This window comes from Viridibacillus sp. NPDC093762, from assembly GCF_050279675.1.
Classification (GTDB): domain Bacteria; phylum Bacillota; class Bacilli; order Bacillales_A; family Planococcaceae; genus Viridibacillus.
Genome location: NZ_JBNNUK010000008.1, coordinates 81,927 through 103,351, shown reverse-complemented (window position 1 = coordinate 103,351; position 21,425 = coordinate 81,927). Strand labels below are relative to the sequence as shown.

General features: G+C 35.7%; 20 protein-coding genes, 1 pseudogene and 1 riboswitch. Of the genes and pseudogenes, 2 read left to right on the top strand and 19 right to left on the bottom strand.

What is annotated here, in order from left to right:
• Positions 1-244: 244 nt before the first annotated feature.
• The 6 genes and pseudogenes from ACQKM9_RS12070 to ACQKM9_RS12045 all read right to left on the bottom strand — a co-directional run bounded on the left by ACQKM9_RS12070 (position 245) and on the right by ACQKM9_RS12045 (position 6,694).
• Positions 245-958: a YebC/PmpR family DNA-binding transcriptional regulator gene (locus tag ACQKM9_RS12070; RefSeq protein WP_427734583.1), complete on the bottom strand. Its 714-nt coding sequence runs from the start codon at positions 956-958 to the stop codon at positions 245-247.
• A gap of 197 nt (positions 959-1,155) precedes the next feature.
• Positions 1,156-1,372 (bottom strand): annotated as a pseudogene (locus ACQKM9_RS12065) (neutral zinc metallopeptidase); the annotation flags it as partial.
• 163 nt (positions 1,373-1,535) lie between these two features.
• Positions 1,536-4,652, bottom strand: coding sequence for an MMPL family transporter (locus tag ACQKM9_RS12060; RefSeq protein WP_427734582.1), 3,117 nt, complete (start codon positions 4,650-4,652; stop codon positions 1,536-1,538).
• Positions 4,653-4,945: 293 nt separating this feature from the next.
• Positions 4,946-5,482 carry a signal peptidase I gene (gene lepB, locus ACQKM9_RS12055; protein ID WP_427734581.1) on the bottom strand — a complete coding sequence of 179 codons (537 nt, stop codon included), beginning with the start codon at positions 5,480-5,482 and terminating at the stop codon, positions 4,946-4,948.
• Positions 5,483-5,684: 202 nt separating this feature from the next.
• Positions 5,685-5,966 carry a helix-turn-helix transcriptional regulator gene (locus tag ACQKM9_RS12050; RefSeq protein ID WP_427734580.1) on the bottom strand — a complete coding sequence of 94 codons (282 nt, stop codon included), beginning with the start codon at positions 5,964-5,966 and terminating at the stop codon, positions 5,685-5,687.
• 122 nt (positions 5,967-6,088) lie between these two features.
• Positions 6,089-6,694, bottom strand: coding sequence for a lysophospholipid acyltransferase family protein (locus ACQKM9_RS12045; RefSeq protein WP_427734579.1), 606 nt, complete (start codon positions 6,692-6,694; stop codon positions 6,089-6,091).
• A gap of 286 nt (positions 6,695-6,980) precedes the next feature.
• Between ACQKM9_RS12045 and ACQKM9_RS12040 the strand changes: the two genes are divergently transcribed.
• A complete protein-coding gene (locus tag ACQKM9_RS12040; RefSeq protein WP_427734578.1) occupies positions 6,981-7,382 on the top strand; it encodes an NUDIX hydrolase in 402 nt (133 codons plus the stop codon).
• Positions 7,383-7,438: 56 nt separating this feature from the next.
• Here ACQKM9_RS12040 and ACQKM9_RS12035 read toward each other — a convergent pair whose 3' ends face one another.
• The 8 genes from ACQKM9_RS12035 to ACQKM9_RS12000 all read right to left on the bottom strand — a co-directional run bounded on the left by ACQKM9_RS12035 (position 7,439) and on the right by ACQKM9_RS12000 (position 14,580).
• Positions 7,439-7,951, bottom strand: a complete 513-nt coding sequence (locus ACQKM9_RS12035; RefSeq protein WP_038186334.1) for a DUF2179 domain-containing protein — start codon at positions 7,949-7,951, stop codon at positions 7,439-7,441.
• A gap of 134 nt (positions 7,952-8,085) precedes the next feature.
• Positions 8,086-8,979, bottom strand: coding sequence for an NAD-dependent epimerase/dehydratase family protein (locus ACQKM9_RS12030; protein WP_427734577.1), 894 nt, complete (start codon positions 8,977-8,979; stop codon positions 8,086-8,088).
• A 113-nt stretch (positions 8,980-9,092) separates the two neighbouring features.
• Complete coding sequence (locus tag ACQKM9_RS12025; RefSeq protein WP_427734576.1) at positions 9,093-10,115, bottom strand: DUF4097 family beta strand repeat-containing protein; 1,023 nt, start codon at positions 10,113-10,115, stop codon at positions 9,093-9,095.
• Entirely contained in the window at positions 10,112-10,432 is a 321-nt protein-coding gene (locus ACQKM9_RS12020; RefSeq protein ID WP_053419099.1) for a PadR family transcriptional regulator, read from the bottom strand. Before ACQKM9_RS12020 ends, ACQKM9_RS12025 begins: the two co-directional genes overlap by 4 nt.
• 318 nt (positions 10,433-10,750) lie before the next feature.
• Positions 10,751-10,942 (bottom strand): hypothetical protein, encoded by a 192-nt coding sequence (locus ACQKM9_RS12015; protein ID WP_053419097.1) that lies wholly within the window; start codon positions 10,940-10,942, stop codon positions 10,751-10,753.
• A 174-nt stretch (positions 10,943-11,116) separates the two neighbouring features.
• Positions 11,117-12,088 carry a S66 family peptidase gene (locus ACQKM9_RS12010; RefSeq protein WP_427734637.1) on the bottom strand — a complete coding sequence of 324 codons (972 nt, stop codon included), beginning with the start codon at positions 12,086-12,088 and terminating at the stop codon, positions 11,117-11,119.
• A 208-nt stretch (positions 12,089-12,296) separates the two neighbouring features.
• Positions 12,297-13,301: a GTPase gene (locus tag ACQKM9_RS12005; protein ID WP_427734575.1), complete on the bottom strand. Its 1,005-nt coding sequence runs from the start codon at positions 13,299-13,301 to the stop codon at positions 12,297-12,299.
• Between the two features lie 235 nt (positions 13,302-13,536).
• A complete protein-coding gene (locus ACQKM9_RS12000; RefSeq protein ID WP_427734574.1) occupies positions 13,537-14,580 on the bottom strand; it encodes a YecA family protein in 1,044 nt (347 codons plus the stop codon).
• An 81-nt stretch (positions 14,581-14,661) separates the two neighbouring features.
• Here ACQKM9_RS12000 and ACQKM9_RS11995 point away from each other — a divergent pair, with 81 nt between their 5' ends.
• Entirely contained in the window at positions 14,662-15,135 is a 474-nt protein-coding gene (locus tag ACQKM9_RS11995; protein WP_427734573.1) for a VanZ family protein, read from the top strand.
• A 59-nt stretch (positions 15,136-15,194) separates the two neighbouring features.
• Here ACQKM9_RS11995 and ACQKM9_RS11990 read toward each other — a convergent pair whose 3' ends face one another.
• The 5 genes from ACQKM9_RS11990 to ACQKM9_RS11970 all read right to left on the bottom strand — a co-directional run bounded on the left by ACQKM9_RS11990 (position 15,195) and on the right by ACQKM9_RS11970 (position 21,094).
• A complete protein-coding gene (locus ACQKM9_RS11990; RefSeq protein WP_427734572.1) occupies positions 15,195-16,529 on the bottom strand; it encodes a CoA-disulfide reductase in 1,335 nt (444 codons plus the stop codon).
• A 54-nt stretch (positions 16,530-16,583) separates the two neighbouring features.
• A complete protein-coding gene (locus ACQKM9_RS11985; protein WP_427734571.1) occupies positions 16,584-18,056 on the bottom strand; it encodes a PH domain-containing protein in 1,473 nt (490 codons plus the stop codon).
• Positions 18,056-18,550: a PH domain-containing protein gene (locus tag ACQKM9_RS11980; protein WP_427734570.1), complete on the bottom strand. Its 495-nt coding sequence runs from the start codon at positions 18,548-18,550 to the stop codon at positions 18,056-18,058. The genes ACQKM9_RS11985 and ACQKM9_RS11980 overlap by 1 nt, the downstream gene beginning before the upstream one ends.
• 88 nt (positions 18,551-18,638) lie before the next feature.
• Positions 18,639-19,496, bottom strand: coding sequence for a putative RNA methyltransferase (locus ACQKM9_RS11975; RefSeq protein ID WP_427734569.1), 858 nt, complete (start codon positions 19,494-19,496; stop codon positions 18,639-18,641).
• A 227-nt stretch (positions 19,497-19,723) separates the two neighbouring features.
• Complete coding sequence (locus tag ACQKM9_RS11970; RefSeq protein WP_427734568.1) at positions 19,724-21,094, bottom strand: MATE family efflux transporter; 1,371 nt, start codon at positions 21,092-21,094, stop codon at positions 19,724-19,726.
• A 168-nt stretch (positions 21,095-21,262) separates the two neighbouring features.
• A riboswitch (TPP riboswitch) is annotated at positions 21,263-21,367 on the top strand.
• The last annotated feature ends 58 nt before the right edge of the window (positions 21,368-21,425 follow it).

The window sequence follows — 21,425 nt, the reverse complement described above, 5'->3', positions numbered from 1 at the left end:
AAAAATCGACTTGTGACATACCTCTTAGTTTTATTTTTATGTATCATTGCTCTAATTCAACATGTGCATATTCATATGCACATCCTTTTTCTATAGATCAATTATTGTTACTAACATTATGGAATCAGTAATATTTACTGTCCATGCCTCAAAAGTTCATAAAAAAGCCAGTGGCAAAATTGCCACTGGCTTTAAGTTGTCCAAGTAATAAATTGGATTTATTGAACCTGAGAACCCTCAGCTATTAAAGTTCAACATTGTGATAAACTTGTTGAACATCGTCAAGTTCTTCTAGTGCATCAATTAACTTTTCAAATTTTGCTAGATCATCGCCTGTAAGTTGGATTTCAGTTTGTGGTAGCATTGTTAATTCTGCTACTGTGAATTCCGTAATACCTTGTGCCTTTAAAGCTTCTTGTACTGCGTTGAACTGAGATGGTTCAGCATAAATAATTGTTGCTTCACCTTCATCAAATACGTCACGTACATCAACATCAGCTTCAATTAGCATTTCAAGTACTTCCTCAGCTTCTTTTCCTTCGATACCGAATACAGCTGTAGGATCGAACATATAAGCTACAGAACCACTGACACCCATGTTCCCGTTGTTTTTACCGTATGTAGCACGTACATCTGCAGCAGTACGGTTTACGTTATTTGTTAAAGCATCAACGATGACCATAGAGCCATTCGGTCCGAAACCTTCATAACGAAGTTCATCGAAGTTTTCATCTCCGCCGCCTTTAGCTTTATCGATTGCACGATCAATAATATGTTTTGGTACACTGTATGTTTTAGCCCGTTCTAAAACAACTTTTAATGCACCGTTAGATTCCGGATTAGGTTCTCCTTGTTTAGCAGCTACATAAATTTCACGTCCAAATTTAGCGTTAATACGGCTTGTGCTTTGGTCTTTAGCAGCTTTTTTCTCTTTAATATTGTTCCACTTACGTCCCATGTATTTTCACTCTCTTTCAAATAGTCTACATATAAATGACGCGCGGGCATTACTTTTGCCCACTTGAGGATAAGCCATTAATTTACTGTAGTATTATACACTATTTTCATAGCAATTAATATATTCGTCAAATGCGGAAAGGGGGCTAAACTAGTCTTCTTTCGTATTTTTCAGCGTTTTATACCCTTTTCTAGTTCCTATAAGTCTTTAGCATTGAAAGTGTCTCCACCTTCAATTGTCCCATTATGAAATCCTTTTTCAAACCATTTTACACGCTGTTTAGATGTACCGTGTGTAAAACTTTCAGGTACGACATAACCATGTATGACTCCATACACCTGCATAGTAATCCGCTTGGAGCTCTAGCATAACAGAATATTTATTGTACTCAGCTTGCGATACTTTACCATTCATCGTAATACATCTCCTTATTACTCTAACTTCATTTATTTTCACCCATCTATATATGCACTTAGTCACGAATAGTCAGAAAGCCCATTCTAGATAAAAATATAAGCTACTCTACACATCTCTTTCAAAATGGTAAAGTAGCTTACATTTTTTTTAAAGAATCCCTTTAATTATTGGACTTCTTTCTATCACCAAACTGTCTAAGCTTATGAGTTAGCCCAAACATTGCAGGTGTAAAGATTGGCATCAATAGTAAACTCATTAATACAAGCCCCACTATGACAACTAGTGCTACTTGTATCAACGTCAAAATGCCTGAAGGAATTAACGCAGCAAATGTACCACCTAAAATAACTGCTGCTGATAATACAACCGCACCGATATTTTTTGCAGCCACTATTATTGCTTCACTAGATTTCTGTTCAAGTTCATTGAAGCGCATCATCATGAAGATACTATAATCTACTCCTAATGAAATTAGCATAATGAAGCCAAAGAAAGGGACACTCCAACTTAAGGCATCAATATTTAAAATATATTTACTAATTAATTCGCAAATTCCAAGTGATGAGTAATAGGCAATAATTAATGAAGCAATAATAATTATTGGTCTCCAAAGTGAACGTGTAATAATAACAAGTACCACTCCAATACCGATGAGCATAATAATAATAGTCCTCGTAAAATCATTGCTCGAAATATCTTGTAAATCTAGATTTTGAGCAGTCTTCCCACCTATTGCAATTTGCGCATTTTTTAACTCGCCAGTTTTTGAAACTGATTCTATACGTTCATTGATTTTCTCAACGATATGCATTGCCTCTTTTGAATATGGATTAACATCAAGAACGACCATTAATCTTGTCATTTCCCGATTTTCAGACATATACATATCCAAGCTTCTTTGGAAATCCTCTCCCTCTAAAACATTCTTAGGAACAAAGAATTTCGCAGTTGATTTTGAGTTACTAACGTTGCCTAAATAATCTTGTGCATTCGCTAGGCCTGCACTAACTTCATCTAAACCATCTGTACTATCAGCAAGACCTTTTTGCAAAGTTTCCATGTGTTGTTGTAAATCAGAAAGTCCTGACTTCAGTTGCTCCTGGCCATTATTAATTTGAGTTAGTCCGTTTTGTAAATAGGGTAGATTACTAGCAATTTGCTCAGAACCATTTTCTCCTTTATCTAATCCTGTTTTTAATTCTCGTGCTCCATTTTCAAGTTGCTTCACACCCTGCTCAACATACGTTAAGCCATTATTAATTGTTGAGAATGAAGCATTTGCTTTATTAAATGATTTCATCGCGTTATTATACTGTGGCTCAATTTTATTCATTTGGTTTTTTAATACCAAGAACTCTAGCTGACCCGCTCGTGCTATACGTAGAGTAGTTCTTATATTTTCATCATTTTCTAATTCAGGATTTGTTTTAATCAGAGCCTTCATAGAAACTTCAATCCGCGCATACCCTTGTCTAGCGCCGATAATTGCATCACTCAATGATGAAAAATATTGTGAAAATGTATGAAGGCCTGTATATAAATCTGCATACCCATCCTGTAATTGTCTGGTACCAACAGACAATTTCGCGATATTGTTATTTAATTCATTTAAGCCTGTTTGAATTTGATCGGCTCCTGTTGCTCCATGTTGGAAGCCATTTGTAACTTTCTCCATAGCAGAGTTCAATGCTAATATTCCTGATTTTACTTCTGTAGTACCGTCAATTAACTTTTGGACATTTTCAATCCCACTATCATCGGCTTTACTAAGTCCATCCCCAGCAATTGATAAACCATTATGAATTGCTCCGATGCCATCCTGTGCGTTTCCTAAGCCACTATTAACTTGTTCAGTTTGGCGATTCAAGTAAAGTTCCTTCACTCGATTCCCTTCAGGTCTAGTTGTCGAATATACCTTTGATACACCATTTATTTCTGCAATAGCTTGAGTTAATTCATCAAGTGATTGTAGAGACTTTTGGTTATCTAAAGTCGTTCTTCCTTTAATGACGATATTTGTTGGAGATGAGAAACCTGGTGGGAAATGCTCTTCAATAACCTTAATCCCTTGTTTTGATTCATAGCTATCAGCAATCTCTAATAAATCATTGTAATTTAATTCACCTGAATTTTTCATAATAAATGGCGTACATATAATGGCTACTAAAAGCAACGCTAAAATGGGTCTATAATATGCATACTTCGCTAAAATTGACCATAATTTACTTTCACCATGTCCTTCGAAATTTCTGACTGGCCAGAACATTTTTTCACCTAGGAAAACCATAAAGAATGGGTTCAACGTGGTAAGGACAAGTAATAAGATCCCCACACCTACTGCTACGAGGGAACTTGCCTTGTATAAAGGAAAGTCTGAAAAGCTCAATGCTATAAAACCTATAAACACAGCTACACCACTATAAAGAACCGTTTTCCCAGCAGTTTTATAAGTTGCTCTTACAGCTATTAAACAATTGCTAGTATCTCTAAGTTCTTTTTTAAATCGGGTATACAGTAAGATGTTGTAATCTGTACCGACACCAAAGAGCGCAACAACTAGGAACACTTGTGTAAAATTGGAGAATGGAAAATCCCACTTGTCCACTAAATGTGCGATAGCTCCTAAAGAAACGATGTAAGCTATACCAACTGTTACTACAGAAATCAATGGAACTACCGGTGAACGAAAAACTAGAATTAATACAACTACAATAAACATAATAGCAATAACCTCTGTCTTCGCAACGCCATCTTGTGTAGACTTTGCAAAATCTCTAATCACCAAGTCAGTTCCAGTTAAATATGTATCTACATTATTCAATTGAAAATATGTATTTAATTCTTTCTCAACATTTGAAATTTCACCTTGCTTTTTATCTATTGTAATTTGCGTCAAGATGGTTGTCCCATCTTCTGAAACAAGCTGCGATTTCATTTCCTTACTGTCTGTATGCGACATTATGGATGTAATACCCAGATCAATTTGGTGATCTTTTAAACGAGTAATCGCTGTACAAATTTCTTCTAATTGCTCACCAGATAATTTTTTATCTGTATCACTATGGAAGACTGCAGTGAAGGAATAGTGTTCACCACTTTTATCATTCATTTCTTTCATCATCTCAGCTGCAATTCCACTTTGCACTGCACTACTTACATTCAAATGCCCTTTTTCTTTAACAAGCCGGTCCATATCAGGCATTGTCAAAATCATAACTATTGTTATAATTAGCCATGCTACCAATGCCACCGACCTAAAATTTATGAACATCTTCAACTCTTTACACCTCTTATTCTAAAAAAATTGCATATTATAAAACACTCTCGCATTCAATTATCTCCACAATTTCTCCGCTATTTTTAGCATATATTCCATATCTATTATAATTATTTGATAGATATAAATATATATAAACAATTTTATATTACTTTACATAAATTTATACAAAACAAAAAGCCTCCCTTGATAGGAAGACCTTTTTATATTCACTCTACGAGTCTCTTCAATTTCATTTTTTCAATTTAGTTTAATATACCTTTTTACATCCCAAAATATCAATTAAGGTTCCCTTATTTAACTATTGATATGGGGAAAAACTTAAGCTTCACTTCGCCCTTCACTGCGTTTTTTGAAATAAAGCCATATTCTCTACTATCAGAGCTTTCCAAACGATTATCCCCAAGAACAAAATAGCTATTAGAAGGCACTACTTTTTCATCTGTTATTTCTTCTAACGTAAAATCATATGTAAAATGGCCTTCCAATAAATTTTCTTTCTTCGTGTTTAAGTACGGCTCTTCGTATGCCTTCCCATTTATGTAAAGCGTGTCATCCTTCATTGCTACATGGTCACCAGGTAAACCAATTACCCTTTTAATATATTTCTCGTCTGAGTCCGGCGCATCAAATACAATGATATCGAATCTTTCAATATGACTTAATTTACTTATTAACACTTTATTGTTATCAACATATGTTGGCTCCATTGACTCTCCCCTAACTGTTATAGGTGCAATCAAAAACTGGCGACAAACAACAGCGATAATAACAGCAATGAGAATGGGACGTAACCAAGAAAGCAATTCTTTTTTTTGACTTTTTTCCACTTAAACTCTCCCCCTACTAAAGGTATTCCATATATTTCATTATAACTTAACATTAGTTATATTATCCCATTTACCAGCTCATTAACGCAATTTTTCACTACAACTATTTATACAAATCAACCAATTAATCCTTTTTCCAAGTAGTTGAACCTAAAAAAAGCGCCCTATCATATCAGATATGGCACTTAAAAGTAGTATTTCTTTATGTATTCGGATGGTCCTTTAATACAATAAGATGTTCTTCCGTTATCCCCAAAACATCATAAACCTTTTGTAAAGTCGTTTCACGAACTTTTATGTCTCCACGTTCAATTCGACTTACCGTTTTCTGCGTTACATTTGCCTGTACCGCTAATTCAGACTGCGTAAGTCCAACTGACATTCTTTGTTTAAAAATCAGTTGACTACGCTTTTCTGCCATTACTTCTAACGGAGACTTACCTCCAACTTTCTCGTCTTTTTCATAAAAATCAACAGTAACCATACGCTCCACCCCTAAAAGAAATTGTGTATTAACGATTCTTTTTCAGCTACTTTAAAGTTGATTTGCCCCCGCAGTAGGTAGATATACTCTATGTTGTTTTATAGTCACTAACTGATTAAAAATCAGCTAGCGTCATGAGCAATTTTCTCTTCTAGCTTCTTCTGTAACGTAGCTAATTGTTCTTCAAGAAGATGCGTAAATTCTTCTCTTCCAGCTTTACCTTTAGCCGTAATATAAATGGGTTCACCATAGATAAGGTAGCCCTTTTCACGAGCAAATACTTCACCCGGTGTATTCGGCCCAATATATGCAGCTGGTACAATTGGTGCTTTGGATAATTGAGCAATTGTAATCGCACCTTGCTTTAAAGAGTTTCCTTCCGCATTTCGTGTTCCACTTGGGAAAATACCTACTACTTCACCATCTTTTAACAACTTCATTGGTATTTTAATTGCACTTGGTCCAGGATTATCACGATCTACAGGAAAAGCATTCATCTTCGTAATAAACCAACCTAGTAGCTTATGATCAAAAAGTTGCTTCTTAGCCATGAAATGAATAGGTTTCGGGTATATAGAAACACCAAGATTCAAAATATCAATCCAACCTGTGTGAGTACAAGCTACAACATAACCACCCTCTGTTGGCACATTATGCTTGTCATAAACTCTCACCTTATTAAATAAACCTAAAAACTTTACTACAAAAAGACCTACAAATCTATACAATTTTCTACTCCTTACTTGCACTATAAATATCTATCTTCAGCGATATTCATTTACTGCGATTGTTACTATTTTGAAGAGCTCTAATATTCTATACTAGAGATAGTATCTACAAAAGAAATTAAATTCAAACGATAGCAACGAATAGGTGGTTCATATATTGAATCCATAATTCTACATTCCCCTACCTATTATTGTAATCGATATTTATAAAATTTGTACCAAATGTACAAAAAAAGGTTATAATTAATTGTTTTTTCAAACATTTTAAGTTGAATGAGGTATGTCTATGCGGAATCGAGCAGCTACTGTCATTATCCGAGAAGATAAAGTAGCTTTATTGAAAAGAAATAAAGGTCATGGTAACTATTATGTTTTCGCTGGGGGTGGAATTGAGCATGGCGAAACAGCTGAACAAGCAGCGATTAGGGAAACCTTTGAAGAACTAGGTGTTCACGTAGAACTCAAAAAATTACTCACAACCGTTCCATACAATGGTACACAATATTATTTCACAGCTCAAATCATATCAGGTGAATTTGGCACAGGAAATGGTGAAGAATTCACAAAATCTTCAATTGAAGGTGGTACATATGAAGCTGTCTGGCTACCCCTCACAAAAATAGGTGAATTAGATGTACGTCCATTAGAAGTAGTGAAGATTCTTCTGGCTAATGATTCTACTGACTAAAAAAGCATCATACTGTCTAGAAAACTAGACGATATGATGCTTCTTCTTTATTACATTTAACGCATTTGCTTTACTAAAAATCCTCCATTGAGCTTACTTGGTTCATAAGAGATAACAAATGCCTTTGGCGAGATGCCTATTATTGTTGCACGTAATTTTGCTTCATTTTTGCGCTTGGCTATTACTGTCATACTTATTTTCTTGCCATCCTTACCATCTGCAAACCATGAAGTGACGCCATACCCCTTAGCACGTAACTCTCCGACTAGTGCTGCTTCACTTGCATCAACTATTACTTCAAATAGTACATAGCCTAATGCCAGGCGCTGTTCAATTAGACTTCCCGAATAAACACCTAATCCCCAACCTAGGCAGTAAGCAGCGATATTCCACGGATTATCCAAATTGTCTAATACAATCGTTAATCCCATCAAATAGATAAATACTTCTACCATCGAGAGCAGGGACGCAACTTTCGGATAGCCTTTAATGACCAAAATCAACCGTAGCGTTGTTAAAGTCATATAAGAAATGTTAATTACAATGATTAGTAAAATCATTTCAATCATAGTTTTCAACTCCTAGTCGCATTCAAAATAGATTCTTTACATATTTTTATAGTTCCCGAAAAATAGATTTATACACTTAAAACTGAAAGAAGCCACTTGTAAAAATAGTAGCTCCTCGCATATCAATGATTTATTTATCTAGTTTTGTGATGTATTTCTTGTACAAGATTGTGGACAAGTTGTGGAAAACTACTTTCCAATGTTGCAAATGTATAACCAGCAGACTCTGCTTTTGATGTTTCCATATACCAAGAATCCGGAATATTATAAGGTGAAACATTTTCCTGTTCCGCTTCAGCTGAAACAATGGCCTTTTTACCGACTTCTTCTTCAATAATTTCTAGCATTTCTGCTAATGAATATGTGCCTTTTAATGTCGCATTTATAGGCCCAGTAACCTGCTCTTGTCCAACCCACTTCAAGAAAGAGCCTGCTTCATCAGATGAGATAAAGGACATACGTGCTTCTGTATTAACCATTCCTATTTCTTCTTCATTTTTCACATGCTCAACATGGAAAAGTAATCTTTCTGTATAATCCTCTTCACCAATTACAATTGGGAATCGGACTGCTGTTACTGGAAACGTTGCTTTTTGAAAAAATAGCGCTTCTGATAAACGTTTCCCTTCGCTATATGAAAATGCTTGTTGATCTCCCATTTGAATTGGATAAGTATAAGGATCAAAATCCTCTTCTATCTTAGCAACCCCATCTGCTGAATAAACTGATAATGTTGAAGTGAAAACATACTGTCCTACATTTTTATCAAAGATAGCACAAGCCACCGCTGCATCATCTGGTGAATAACAAATATTATCGTATACAATATCCCATTGTTCATTTCCTACTGCTGATTTTAGCGCCTTGGCATTTAGTCTATCTACTGTGACTTGTTGTACCTTATCACCGAAGGGATTGGCTAAATTTCCACGTGTAGCAATTGTTACTTCATGGCCATCCTCTACTAACAATTCAACTAATCTCTTGCCAAAAAAACGCGTGCCACCTAGTACTAAAATTTTCTTCATAATCTCTCCCCCTTATGAAATTTCTACCATTCTTATTTTAGCAAATATTCCGTCATTTATATATTTTTAACTACAGCAAAGCCCCCTGTACAATATGCACAGGGGGCTAGATATTATTTTTCTGCAACGGTAATGCTACCGTTATCTGTTTTTAAGAATATTGGTAATAGACCATTACCCAAGATTACTTTTTTCGTTTTCTCACCGAAAATTATACTCTTCCCCATATCCTTTTTAGTTTGAATCGTAGCATTATCTGGCTTTTCTTTTACGTATAATTGAATGCTACCATTGTCCGTTTCCAAAGAAATTGGTTTAGTGATAATAGGAATAAAAGCTTCAATACGGCCATTATCTGTTTCTGCTTCAATGGCACCTGTTACTTCTCGAATGTCGATTCGACCATTATCTGTTTTAACCTTAACTGTCTCTGTTTGTACATGATGTAACTCTATACGGCCATTATCCGTCTCACCCGTTAATGTTTTACATTGAACATCTTTTAACGTAATACGGCCATTGTCAGTTTCTACATGTAAGTTTGTAGAAGCACTATCTGTTAATATAATTCGACCATTATCTGATTCGATATGCATTAAAATAGCATGTAATTGTTCCGCTTTCGTTGCACCATTATCGTTATCAACTCGAATCATATCATACATACGTTTAGGTAATTTAATCGTCACTTTAGGTGCGTTGCCAAATGTTAAAATCACGCCAAACGTGAACCATTTTTTCTTCTCTTTAATAACGATTTTAAGTGTATCTCCGACAATATCCATTGAAATCAACTTATTGCTTAATTGATCTTTCATATCAACATATGCACGGTCATCTGGTGATGGAATAATATCTAGGTCTGCAAAATCAGCCTCTATACTAACTTTCGTAAAGTACTCCCCTTTAGGCTGTTCCTCCGTCACCTTCATATCCTCCTCACCATAAGCCTTTAATAATTCCTTAGCAATATGTGCTGGAGTCCCAAGGGCATCAATGATTGCGGTATCTGTTTTCCCTTCACTACGTCCATTTGAAAAATACTCGCGAAAATCACGAATGATATCCTGTCTTTCCTCTTGTTTTAAACAATCCAACTCTTTTTCTAGTGCTTGTAAATAACGTTCCTCATTCATTTTACATCCCCCTCATGGATTAAATGGTTTACTCCAGCAATAAATGAATCCCATTCTTGACGTAATTCTTCCAGATAAATTAGGCCCTGCTTTGTAATTTGGTAATACTTACGTGGCGGTCCTTCCGTTGATTCCTTTAAATAAGTGGTAAAATAGCCTTCTTTCGTGAGACGGCGAAGCAATGGATAAACAGAGCCCTCTGAAATTTCAATTTGATGTGAAATAGCTTGCACTAGCTCATATCCATAACGATCCTGATTTTCAAGTAAAGCTAACACACATAAATTCAATACACCCTTTTTAAATTGCACGTTCATACAGCTTCCTCCCTTCACTATTGTTTATTAAACAGTACTATATCATATGACTATTGTTCAATGCAAGGTACTGAATTTAATAAAAAAGCTATCCTTTTTTATGGATAGCTCAAACTAAACTGTTGTATCAAAAACAAAAAACATTTTAACTGCCGAAACACCATAAAACAAGATACCATTTGCTTTATATTCATGCGACACTTGTTTTACTGCAACTATGTCACACTTCGACTATATCACGCTGCGTTAAATCTATACAACAATATTTTCCAAAAATAAAAAACTACCCCACTTTTAGTGAGATAGCTTTCTTAATAGTTATGCTTTTTTATTCGAGTCTTGCTTTGCCAAAAATATAAAAAGTCCGATTAAGCTAATGATGTTCAAAATCGTGCCGCTTATAAGTAATATCCATTGCATCGTCAAAGGTAAATTACGCGTCATACCAAATGTGATACTAAGCGAACCGACAGCGATTAACACCATATATAATGGTAAACCTTTTAACAAATTACTTCGCCTCTTTATTTGAAAATTTCAGTTTTATTTATTTCGATAGTACCATGATAAATATGAATCTGCTAGTAAAAGAATGTTATTATTTCACTATTAAATACTATGTTTCTGCATGAAATTTTATATCTGCTCTTTTAGGTCAACTAATACACCGTTATTTCTAATTATTTATTGTACAGCTGTTTCTAAAAATCGAAATTCAATTCCGTCTTCATTTGCTTGAATTGAAGCTTGAATACCATTTGGTAAAATGAACATCGGATCTGTGTGACCAAAGTCAGCATTGTAAACAATCGGGAGATCATACCCCTCTGTAGCTCTTTGTAAAATAGCGTGTAATAACCCATTTTCGTGATTATCTCCAAAACCTACCGATGGATGGAACCGACCAATGACTAACGCAGAAATTTTTTCAAATACCTGCATATGTCTCAGTTGTGTAAAATATCGATCTATTGATTCTGGACATTCACCTTCATCATCTTCTAAACAAAGAATTGCTCCATCCACATTTGGAAAGTATTCTGTTCCTGCTAGAAGTAACATAACCCCAACATTACCTGCAATAATCTTGCCATTTGCTTTTCCTTGTTTGAAAATTTGCATACCAGTATTAAATTCTTTAAAACGCTCCCTAGTATCTTTTTTGTCCCAAGATAATGATTCCAATACACGATATGATGAACTGTTAATCTCAACAGTATTTGCCTCAACCAATGTATTTTGAAAATAATTATATGTATAATCCATCAACCCATTGAATTCACCGAACTGAGGTAAAATCGCTGGTCCTAAAAATGTAACGAGTCCTGTTTTTTCATAAATAGCGCTATTCAAAGCTGTAATATCACTATAGCCCATAAATATTTTAGGATTATTTTTAATTAGTTCATAATCGATTTTATCTAATAATTGATGTGAACAAGTCCCACCAATGGTCGTAATAATCGCATCAATTTTTGGATCACTAAACATCGCATGTAAATCCACCAATCTTTCAATTACAGCGCCAGCCATATAGTGGTCGCTCTTTGTCGCATTCTTTCCAACAACTACTTTATAGCCCATTTTCTCAATCGCTTCAATTCCTCTTTGCAAACGACCAGGACAATCAGCTGCTATACCTGAAGATGGCGCTATAATTCCGATTGTACTACCAACCTTTAATCTTTTTGGCTTAATAATAGCTATGAGAATTACCCCCTACAAAAATACTTTTACATATTCTATCACTAAATACGGAATAATCTACTTCAAAATAAAAAAAGCCGTTAGCTATATTATATCTTACATAAAACAAAAAACGTGCTATAAATCCTTCATAGGATTTATAGCACAGAATATAATATTACTTTTTCTTTTGGTCTTTTAAAAACATTTCATATAACGGTTTAAGTGTTTTTGAATTGACGTCGATGTCATTTTCGTACGCATATTTCACCGCATAGCCGAGTGCTATTGTCATTCCACCTGCCACACTCGCACCAGCAACAGTGCCTGCTCCTGGTACGAATTTTACTATTTGGCGGAAGATTGTTTTCCCAACGTTACCAACTATCGTTGCGATAATCATTTCCTTAGCTTTATCTTTAGAAATGGGCTTTCCATAAAGGGTAGATAACTTCAACATCATACCTACTTGTAAAGTTGTTAATGGTACGAAATCAGCACCTGGAATCGGTACTGCTCCAATCGCAGCCGCTGATGCACCTGCTCCTAAAATCCATTTTTTAGCAGTAGCCGACTTATCAGCCAGATGAGCTGCCATTAAAATGTCTTTTTTTTTGACCTCTAAAAGCTCTAACACCTTTTCTTGTAACATGGACATATTTTCACCTGTGCGAGAAGAAATCGGTGTCACTGGATACTGATAATTTGTATGGTCTTGTACATATTTCACAAGGCTTGGTATATCGTCGGCTGCATCAATTTTGTTAAGTACTAGAATAATGTCTTTATTGACCGCACTTATTTTCTTTAGTGAAGCAAGCTCCGTTTCTGAAAGAACAGTACCCGCTGCATTAAGGAAAAATAGCACGACATCTGCCTCATGGAAAAAATTCATCGTTAAATCCGAGTTCTCACTTTTAATATCATCAAGCCCTGGAGTATCGACGAAAACAATTTTATCTTTGTATATATACTTTCTGACATGCTGAGTTTCACCAGGATTTGCGCCCACTGGTGCCACATCGTCACCCATTAATTTATTTACTGTTGAGGATTTCCCAGCGTTTACATCACCTATCATGGCTATCAAAATTTCACGATCCAGCTGGGCATTAATTTCTTCTGACTTTTCTTCAAAAATATGATCAAATTCTGCATCTGTAAAAGGTTGATTTGTGTTCATCTGTTAAAACCTCCTGAAGGTTGGACAATACTTCTCATATTTTAAAGCTATAACAGACCTCTTAAGAATGCAAACTTTTTACTTTTTGTACTTTTAGAAATCCACCTTTAGCCTAACCTTTCTTATAGAGAAAGTAAATTTCTAGACTAATGCCCCTAACTACCACTAATCAGAGGAATTAAGAAAAAACTAAAAATACCAAGCCCGGTATAATACCAGGCTTGGTTCCTCAAAATCAGTTGTTTTTTTCAGTATAATAAGTCGTTAGCTCATTATAATATTTGTTTAATGAAGATGGAGAAACCTCAAAGTTTTCAGCAATTTCTTTCACTGTCATGCCAAGTGGTCCAAATAATTTTTGCTCTTCACCAAAACGAATGGCACCAGCTGCAATTGCTACAGCCTTACGTGCTTTCGGTTGGCGCTCTACAACATAATCTTCTACAATTTCAAGAACTGGTCTTGGGTCTTGTCCTTTGTCTTCTAAAAATTCTAGCACACGTAAAAATACATCCGCTTCAAAATCCGTAAATTCTCCGCCTTCAAAGCCAGCTTCACCTAGCTCTTTCCAGAAGCTCAGGCTATTTTCTTTCCAATAAGCTTCTTCGTCTAAAGCCGATTGTGCTTTAAAAGTTTCTGCTAATTTTCCGAATACAGCTTGATGATCTTTCGGGAAGAAAATCATACTTGATACCGCTAAATGATGCGATTCTTTATTTGAGCCGTCTGATAAGATAAAGCAAAATACATGCACGCCTACAGGCACAGGCTTGTCACTTTCACGACGCAAATGTACAACTTCATCTGTTAAAATATTTCGCACCACCATATAATTCTCTTCAATTGCTGTTATTTCAGCAACCATCATTGTTGGATGATCCCAAGTATTTAATACAGTTAAAGTCGATGGGCGTACTACTTCTTTTTTCACTTTTTGCAAATATCCTTGCCAAATATCCGTTCTATTATGGAAGAAATATGCATCTAATGCAATGGCTTCAATCATATCTTCTAATAAATATTTGCCGACTGCATCATGCCATTTCTTCGCTACTTCAGCAAACTCAGGAATGTCGCTACGTAACGGATACTTATCATAAAATGTTTGCAATACTCGTTCTAATTCTTCTGCGTATACGGTTTCTACTGTGACTGCTTCTTTCTTCTCACAGCATTTTTTGTATTTCTTACCACTACCACATGGACACGGTTCATTACGTCCGGGCATTCTAACACGTCCTTTATCATTTAAGTGCTTTTTTAGCATACCATCTTTCATGAAATTGCAAAAGGTTACACTATAATTAGCATTTTCATTACGCCAACTGAAAATCCTGTCGATTTATGGTATGGTTCTTATATGAAAAAATTAATTCCTTTACTCATATTACTCTTAGTCATTTTCATCTCTTCTAGTCAGAGTTATGAGCAGCAAACTATCGTACCAACATTACGCGAGTGGTTTCCAAATGAACCACTAAAACCTTTATTATCCCTATTAGAAATTCCCTATTGGGGCATAATTGTATCAGTAGACGAGCGCGGCTATTATTATTTTTTAGAATTCTTAATCCGAAAAGCTGCACACTTTGGCATGTTCGGATTGATAGCGATAACAATATTTATTGCTTTACCTAAACATAAATTCCGCCTATTCACCGCTGCACTTCTGACATTTTCATTAGCGGCACTTGATGAACTTCATCAATATTTTACAACCGGTCGAACGGCTACTTTTCAAGATGTGATGTTAGATACAGCAGGTGCTGTAACATTTCTCATCCTTTTAAAATTCATACTAGTACTTACACGAAGAAAATCCGTAGAGGCTTAATATCTCTACGGATTTTCATTTTATATAGAAGCTAGACTAAAAAACCAACTATATATATCTTATGATTTTCGTTTTGCTATCTGTTGAATCGGATCCCAAACTCCGTTATAAGGCGGTGCATAGGCAAGATCCAAATCCAATAAGTCATTCAGAGTCATTTCATGATAGAGTGCTGTTGCAAAAACATCAATACGTTTATCTACACCATTTCCACCTATAATCTGTGCTCCATACAATTTCTGCGACGTTTTTTCATAGATAAACTTCAATTGCATTTCCTGGTTTCCAGGATAGTAACCAGCAATATCTTTCGCTTTTTGCTTATGTGTTTCGTAATCGAACCCCAGCTCATCTGCCTCTTTTTCAGATAATCCGGTTCGCCCTAAAGTTAGATGAAAGAATTTCACAACAGAAGTACCTACGATTCCCTTGAACGTATTTGCACCTCCAGCCATATTCATCCCTGCAATACGCCCTTGCTTATTTGCTGTAGTCCCAAGTGGGATATAATCAGCCTTCTGTTTAATACGATGATAATGACTAGCACAATCACCAGCGGCATAAACATTTTCTATACTTGTCTCCATATATGGATTCACCAAAATTGCACCATTTGGCATCATATGCATACCGGTTCCATCAAGAAAGTTTGTATTAGGCCTTACACCAATAGCTGCTAGTACAAAATCAGTCCCATACTCTCCCCTATCCGTCACAACCGTTTGTACATGACCTTTGCCCTTAAAGCCTTTCACTTCTTCATTGAAAATTAATTCAATCCCATTTTGTCTTGCCTCTTCATGAATGAGCTCTGCCATATCTTGATCGAATATATCAGCTAACTGGCTACCAAGTTGAATAATGCGTACATTTTTGCCAAGTTCCGCTATACTTTCAGCCATTTCTAAGCCTATGTAGCCACCTCCAATGATGGTAACCTGTTTAACAGAAGCATCATTTAAATCATTTAAAATAGCTTTTGTATCAGGTATAGTTTTTAACGTATGGATCCCAGCTAAGTCAGAACCATCAAAGCCTGGGGAAATAGGGTTAGCACCAGTAGCAATAAGTAAACGGTCATATGGAATATGGAAGGTTTCATCCTTCTCAAGCACAACACCAGATACTGTTTTAGCCTCTGAATTGATATTTGTCACATTATGCCCTGTTCTAGCATCAATACCATATTTCGTTCTAAAAGTTTCTACACTCCGTGCGATCACATTGTCTGTCGATGGGATTCGTCCATCAATAACATATGGCAAACCACATTGTCCATAAGAGTAAATATGCCCTTTATCCAATGTCGTTACTTCCGCTTGTTTATCGCGACGTACAATTTCCATAGCTGCGCTCATACCTGCAGCATCACCGCCAATAATTACATATTTCATAATCATTCACCCCTGCTTCCATTATTCCCATTCTATGCGCGTTAAAACTACTTATTACATTTTGACATCTTTAGTTCTATCTACGTACCAGCTGTAAAACTCAGATGCGGCCCCGTGAGGCACATCAAGAATCTCCTTATGTAGCACTGGTTTTGCTCGGTTTACCGTTTTAATTGAAGCCAACTTGAAGTATCGTTGCAACTTCGAACGTTCTGTCTTCACTTCAATAACTTGACTACGCTTTGTAATAAATAATACGGTAGAAAATCCACCTGTTTTCATTTGAATAAATGACTCATTCAGTAAATATCGGCTATTTTTATAATCTAATATGCGTGAAGAATATATAATTAGAAGTAATACTACAGAAACCCACCACAATGAAGGCTTGAAATACCAAATTAATGACGTTGCAATTAGCCAAATATAGCTTGGACGAATCATACGAATCCAAAATGCTTTTTTCGGCAATTCATGCATACTTTCTACTACTTGATAATTTGGAAGTAACTCACTTATCAATGTATATGCCTTTCTAACTGGTAAAAATGGATAAAGTGTATTCGACTCTACCTCCCCAATCGTAGTGTTTCCTGCACTAATTAGTTTTACCTCAGCTAGTCCGAGAAGTGTCTTCATGAAAGATTGCGAAATCTCAACAGCCTGTATCTTCTCTTTGCGAATTGAAAAAATTGATTCATCTAAGACACCTTTTTTAATATAAACCTTCTGAGTATCCGATGAAATTTCATACTTGCCATACTTAATAAAGGTATGAACCATACCAATTGCAATGGAAATAAGTAGTACGCCCATTAATATAGCTGCTAAGATTGCCCACCCCCATCTCAAAGCATTCGTCACTTCATCTCTAAATACATCAAATTTAACAACATCATCTAGTTTAAGAATGATTGGAATTAAAATTAAAAAACTAAATGAAGTAAAAGACGCCTTCACCAAATCCTTTTTCGTCGGTGTAAAATGGATCACTTTTTTATCTTTTTTCTCTGGTTCTACAACCACAACCGACTCTTCAAACAACCCATCTGATGATTGTTCAATAATTTTCTTCTGTTCATGAGTTTCTGTAACTGCGCTCTCTATACTTTCTGCTTCTACTCTAGAAATCACGTCAAATGTAATGGAGCTTTCATCACCAACAGTCGCTGTTTCTAGAGTTAGTGACGTCACTTTAAAAATTTTATGAAAAACAGTCGTTTGGCGTTGGACATTCTGCACTTTTAAAAATGGAATAGTCCGCTCACTTTTCGAAAAAATCCCCGACTTAATATAGAAAGCATCATTCTTTATCACATATCTATATGTTATCCATTTACCAATACTTAAAAAAAGCATTATCACAACATAGGCTAAGAATATCCATTTCGCTGTTTGAATCCACCATTTTTCAGAACCCATATTTAATAAAAAAAGAAATATAAAAAAGATTATATTACTTTTAATAAGCTTATACAGATCGAATATTAGTACTAGAGGATGTAATCTTTTCAATGGTTGCGTCATCATTCCACTTCCTTAATTTTTGCGTAATGCGCAATTTGATCACGTAATTCAAATGCCTCTTCCTCAGAAATGGCAGGGATTACATGTTCTGTTCCCATAGTACCTATCTGAATTGAATACAAATTGTACTTGCGCATTAATGGCCCTTGAATTAATTCTACAGACTGTACCTTTGTCATCGGAACTAACTCATTGACTTCTTTAAAAGCTCCGTACTTTAATTGAATAAATTCCTCATTTACATCATAACGCCAATACTTTTGCATAAAACTAGGTTTAAACAGGATTTCCCAAATTGCAGTGAAGAAAGTCAATACTATAAGTCCTAAGACGATCCAACCAATCCATTCTTTCCACTCAAAGTGAATATGTAAATAGTAGAGGACTAAAAGCACAGCAATAATCCCTGTATTTGTTAATGTTTCAGTCATACGCCAAACCTTTACAGCTTCTCTCGAAATACATCGCTGTGGCGCTTCAATCTTTAAATACATCCAACCACTCCTTCTTTACTATTACGTCTAAAATAAGGAAAAAGTTTCTAAATAAAAATATCCCCCGCTAAAAAAGCGGAGGACAGTTTTATATTTTCCCAATTAATATGTCTAAATCAATCGTAATTTCGGTTAAGTTTGTAGCAGCTACATCACTTTTTTGATGCCACCCCATTGGTGTCATATGCATTAATAAAGGCACCAATTCTTGATTTATTTCTATTGTTTGTGTAATACGCTTTACTTCAACCTCAAGGAAATTCTCCTTGAACCGTTCGACAGTATGTTCATTTGAATAAGATTCCTTTTCAGATTCCGCAAAGAATAAAGCACGTAATTGTTGTAAATATCCACTTTGTGGTACGACTTTAATAACCAATCCATTCGGCTTCAAAAGTCGTTTAAACTCCGTGTAATTGGCAGGTGATAAAATATTCAATATTGCATGAAAGCTTTCTTGTTGATATGGACTTTTTGCTAAGTCACCGACACACCAAATTATGTCATTATAATGCCTTCCTGCTGCAATAATTCCTTCTTTTGCGATATCAATACCTACTCCAACAAAACCGTTATCAGATCGCTCCTGGAATTTATTTTTAATACTTTCTAAATGCGATCCTTCACCGCAACCCGTATCTAGTACAGCAACATTAGTATTCATCTGCTTAAGTAAATCACAAATAGCTGTATGCATAGGTGCATATAATCCACTCTCAATAACCAGCTTACGCGCTTCAAATAAATCTTTGCCATACATTGAAGTCGCAGCATGCGTCATAAAATTTACATAGCCTTGCTTTGCAATATCGAAAGAATGTCGATTATCACAAACAACAATACAATCCTCAGTCACCATCATCTCATCCCCGCAAACTGGACAAGCGAACAGCGCATGATTCTCTCTCATATTATTAGCACTCTCTACTTTTCTCGGCAATGCCATGCCTAACACCTCGTTCATTAATCTTCTTTACCAAGTATACAAAACAAAGTGTTGGTTGGCTAAAGATAAAATATCAAGGGTCTTGCATAACATCTTGATAATAGGGATACTTACGAACAATGAGTAATCTTTTTATAATAAAAAAATCACTGATGACTTTATGCCATCAGCGATTAAATTCTCAAGTAATACTAATCTATCACTTGCAAAACTCACATCTAATCAATTTACTTCGTTTTATCAGGCGCAACGAGAGCATATCTTTCCCAGCGACGACTTTTCCATCTAAAGAAAACAAGAATAGCTCGGAACCATTCATCCGCTGCAATTGCCAACCATACACCTATTAGACCCATATCTAATTGGAATACAAGTAAATAGCCAAGTGGTAAGCTCATGCAAACCATTGAGAAAAATCCGATGACTAATGGATATTTAGCATCACCTGAAGCACGCAATGAATTAATAATCGTAATATTAAATGTACGTCCTGTTTCTAACAAAATACTACACATTAACACTGCCGCACCAATTTTTATAACCTCTGGATTATCAGTAAAGAGACGCATTAGCGGATAGCGGAAAATAACCACCACTGTGACCATCACTAGTGTAAATATAATCGCCCATTTCAGACTAACCCACAATTGTTTATACGCTGCATCCTTTTCATTGGCACCAACGTAACGGCCAACCATAATCGCAGTTCCTGTTCCAATCGCTATAGCAAATAAATAGGTGAACATTGAAATATTATAAGCGTATTGCCGAGCTGCTAGTGATTCTGCACCTAAATACGTCACGTAGTATAAAAAGACAATTTGACAACCTTGGTACATCACCTGCTCAAATGCAGATGGAAGCCCAATTTGCAAAATCTTACCGATGTATTCTTTTGATAATGAAACGTAGTATTGAAATTTAATACGTACCTCTAGCGCTTGATACAATAGCCAGAAGAATACTAATAGAGCCAAAACACGACTGACGACTGATGAAATTGCCGCACCTTGCACCCCTAGTTCAGGGAAGCCAAATTTACCGAAGATCAAAACATAGTTCCCTATTACATGAAAAATATTCATTCCAAGCGATACATACATAGTCTGTTTGGTCCAACCATGCACACGAATAATCGCTGCTAACGAGTTGATGATTGCTTGTAGGAAAATTGCTCCCCCAACAATGAATAAATATTTACTAGCATACTCAAGCACATCACCTTGTAAATTCATTGCAATCATAATATTTTTCGAGAAAATCACGAAAGCGATGCTCATTATTGAACCAATAACTAAATTCAAGGAAACGGCTAGTGCTGAAATTTTGGCTGCTTCCAAATAACGCTTAGACCCTAAATATTGAGCAACAACAATCGATGCCCCGTTTCCTATTACTTCTAATATTAAAATTGCTATATGAATATATTGATTGGCTGCTCCTACTCCTGATACTGCATCATCAGACAATGCGCTCAGCATAAATGTATCAGCAAGCCCCATTAACATAAATAAAAATACTTCTAAAAAAATCGGCCAAGTTAAATGAAATAAATTTAATTTCACTTCAGGCTCTTTCACTGTTGCCGTTGTGCCCATCTAAACACCTTGCTTCCCACTATCAAATTCAGATAATTTGTATCTTAACATAGAAATCAGCTCATATCTATGGCTTAATGCCATTTATTACAATCTATTTACTTTGCTTAATTACACCTTGCTAATTCCAATATTTATGTTATATTGATGTTGAAAACTAAATCGCTTTTTAACCACTAGGGGAGTCATATAATTGGCTGAGACGTAGAGTGCTACGGACCCTTGGAACCTGATCTGGCTCATACCAGCGGAGGGAAGTGGCGCTATCAGTCTATTTTGTTTTATTGAAAATGATTGCTCGCCGCCTACTGACACAGATCAGGGGGCGGCT